The sequence below is a fragment of the Leucobacter sp. M11 genome (assembly GCF_035726885.1).
GTDB lineage: Bacteria > Actinomycetota > Actinomycetes > Actinomycetales > Microbacteriaceae > JAPFRB01.
This window is the reverse complement of the sequence record NZ_JAPFRB010000001.1, coordinates 395257-397995: the sequence shown is the minus strand read 5'-3', so window position 1 is coordinate 397995 and position 2739 is coordinate 395257. Positions and strand designations below refer to the sequence as shown.

Sequence of the window (2739 nt, the reverse complement as noted above, 5' to 3'; positions counted from 1 at the left end):
CTGATGCCCGCAGCCGCAACACCCCCCACCCCCGACCCCACACACAGGAGCGCACCCATGCACGATCTCGTCATCACCGGCGGCACGGTCTACGACGGCTTCGGCGGCCCCGGCATCGAGGCAGACGTCGCCATCGACGCCGGGCGAATCACCCGCATCGGGGCCGGCCTCGGCCCCGCCCGGGAACGAATCGACGCCGCCGGACTGGCCGTGGCCCCGGGGTTCATCGACCCGCACACCCACTCGGACGCGGTGCCCCTGCTCGCCGAGGCACAGCCCTTCAAGCTGTTCCAGGGGGTCACGACCGAGATTCTCGGCAACTGCGGGTACTCCTGCGCCCCGACCACGCCAGAAAACCGGGACGCGATGGCCGCCGAGATGGGCACCGCGTACCCCACCTTCGGCGACTACCTGGACGCAATCGAGGCCGCGGGGCCGAGCAACCACGTCGCCGCGCTCGTCGGCCACAACACCCTGCGGAGCGCGGTCGCGGGCTTCGACCGCGCCCTGAGCGCGGAGCAGCTCGAGGCGATGTGCGCGCTCGCCGACGACGCCTTCGCCGCGGGCGCGGTTGGCTGGTCAACGGGCCTCGAGTACACCCCGGGGGCGTTCGCCGATTCGGCGGAGCTGATCGCCCTGGCCCGGGTCGCCAGGCGCTGGGGCGGCACCTACGCGACGCACCTCCGCAGCGAAAGCGAGGGGCTGCTCGAATCCGTCGACGAGGCGATCCGCGTCGCGCGGGCCGCGGGCACCCGGCTCCAGGTGTCCCACTGCAAGGCCTCCGGTCCCGCGGTGCACGGCTGGGCGGGGGAGGTGCTGGCGCGGATCACCGCGGCCCGGCTGGCGGGGGTCGACGTGATCGGCGACCTGTACCCCTACGCCGCCTGCAGCACGGGCCTCGTTGCCGTGCTGCCCACGGAAGCCGCTGAGGGCGGCGAGGCCCGCCTGCGGGAACGGCTCAGCGACCCGGCGGAGCGGGCGCGCCTCCGGGCGGTCGCCGAACACCCGAGCGAGTACACCGGGGCGGGGCTGTGGCGCGAAATCCGGCCGCAGGACCTCACGGTCACCCAGCACGCCGATCCGGTGGCTGTGGGCCGCTCCCTCGCCGAGATCGCCTCGGAGCGGGACGCCTGGGAGGTGCTGTGCGAGCTCGTGCTCGCCGACCCGGTCTCCGCGGTCGTCCTGCACACGATGCGGGAGGACGACATCGAGACGTTCATGGCGAATCCCCTGATCGCCATCGGCTCGGACAGTGATACCCCGGAGGGGCTGGTGCACCCGCGCACCTACGGCACCTTCCCCCGGTTTCTCGGCCGCTACGTTCGGGAGCAGGACGTTCTGGGGCTCGGCGAGGCGATTCGGCGGGTGACCTCGATGGCCGCGGCCCAGTTTGGCCTCGCCGAACGGGGCTGGCTCGGCCCCGGGGCCGCGGCCGATGTCTGCGTGTTCGACCCCGACACGATCGGGCACGCCGGTGCGTACGAGCGCCCCGACATCCGGCCAACCGGGGTGCGCTGGGTGCTACTGGAGGGGGCCGTCGCGATTCGGGACGGGGAGTTCACCGGCGGCCGCCGCGGTCGGGTGCTCCGGGCCGGGGGACGGCGCGCCGAGGGGCGCGGATGACGCGGCGCGGCTGCGGCGTGCGGCCGCGGGGGGCGCACGCGCGGAGCGGGCTCCGGTGATCCCCCGCGTGAGCGTCGGGGCGTTGCTGGCCGCCCTCGGCAGCGGGGCCCTCACCGCCCTGGCGACCCCGCAGGGGCTGGCGCAGACCGTCGGCCCCCCGGTCATCGACGATCGCGCCGGGCAGCGTCCCGCGCCCGACGCGACCGTCCTACTGCTCGGCGTCTCCGGGGTCGCCGACGTCGAGCGCGCCGCGCTCGCCGGGGCCGCCGCGGTCGTGATCCGGGCCCCCGGGGACGCGGGAGCCCCGCTGATCCGCGCCGCAGAACGCTTCGGGGTGAGCCTGCTCGTCGCGGGCGCTGCGGTGCCCTGGGGCGAGCTGTACGCGATGATCCGAACGCTCTTCACGGTGTACGAGCCGAGCGAGCCCGGCGAGGGCGATCTCTTCGCCCTCGCGGACCGGGTGGCGCGGGAGACGGGAGGCGCGGTCGCGATCGAGGACATGTCGATGCGGGTCGTCGCCTACTCCTCGGTGGACGGGCAAGACATCGACGAGCTCCGCCTGGCGGGGATTCTCGGTCGACGCGTGCCCGAGCACGCCGTCCACGCGGAGGAGTACCTGGCGGTGCTTCGCGCCGAGGGGGCAACGTGGTGCCTGGAACCCCGGGAGTACGCTCCGCGGCTCGCGATCGGGGTGCACGCCTACGAGCAGGCCTACGGCACCATCTGGATCGTGCAGGGGGAACAAGCCCTCTCGTCCCTGGCTCCGGAGATCCTTGCCGAAGCCGCCACGCAGGCGGTGCCGGAGCTCGCGAGGATCGCGCTGGCCGGGGACGCCGTCCGGCGGCTGCGCAACGACCGCGTGACGCGCCTCGTCCACGGGATCGGTCCCGTGGACCCGATCGGCCTCGAGCTGGGCCTGCCCGTGGGGTGCGACTTCCGCGTGATCGCCTTCGGGGCATCCGGCCAGCCCGTCGATGAGCTGGAAATGAGCGCCGCGAGCGATCTCGTCCGGAACGCCTTCGCCTCATATCGGGTGCAGGCCGCGGTCGCGATGGTGGCGGGCCGAGGCATCGCCCTCGTGGCGGGGGAGTCGCACGCCCCGCTGGTGGACGTCTT

The 2739-nt window shown here is 74.2% G+C and carries 1 protein-coding gene and 1 pseudogene; both read left to right on the top strand.

Going from position 1 to position 2739, the window contains the following annotated elements; genetic code table 11:
- The first annotated feature begins 57 nt into the window (after positions 1-57).
- Positions 58-1623, top strand: coding sequence for an N-acyl-D-amino-acid deacylase family protein (locus OOT08_RS01985; protein WP_325090881.1), 1566 nt, complete (start codon positions 58-60; stop codon positions 1621-1623).
- Positions 1624-1678: 55 nt separating this feature from the next.
- Positions 1679-2739 (top strand): annotated as a pseudogene (locus OOT08_RS01980) (hypothetical protein); the annotation flags it as partial.

Excerpts from the sequence above, each read along its gene's own strand:
- OOT08_RS01985 (WP_325090881.1), top strand. The coding sequence starts at position 58 with ATGCACGATCTCGTCATCACCGGCGGCACGGTCTACGACGGCTTCGGC.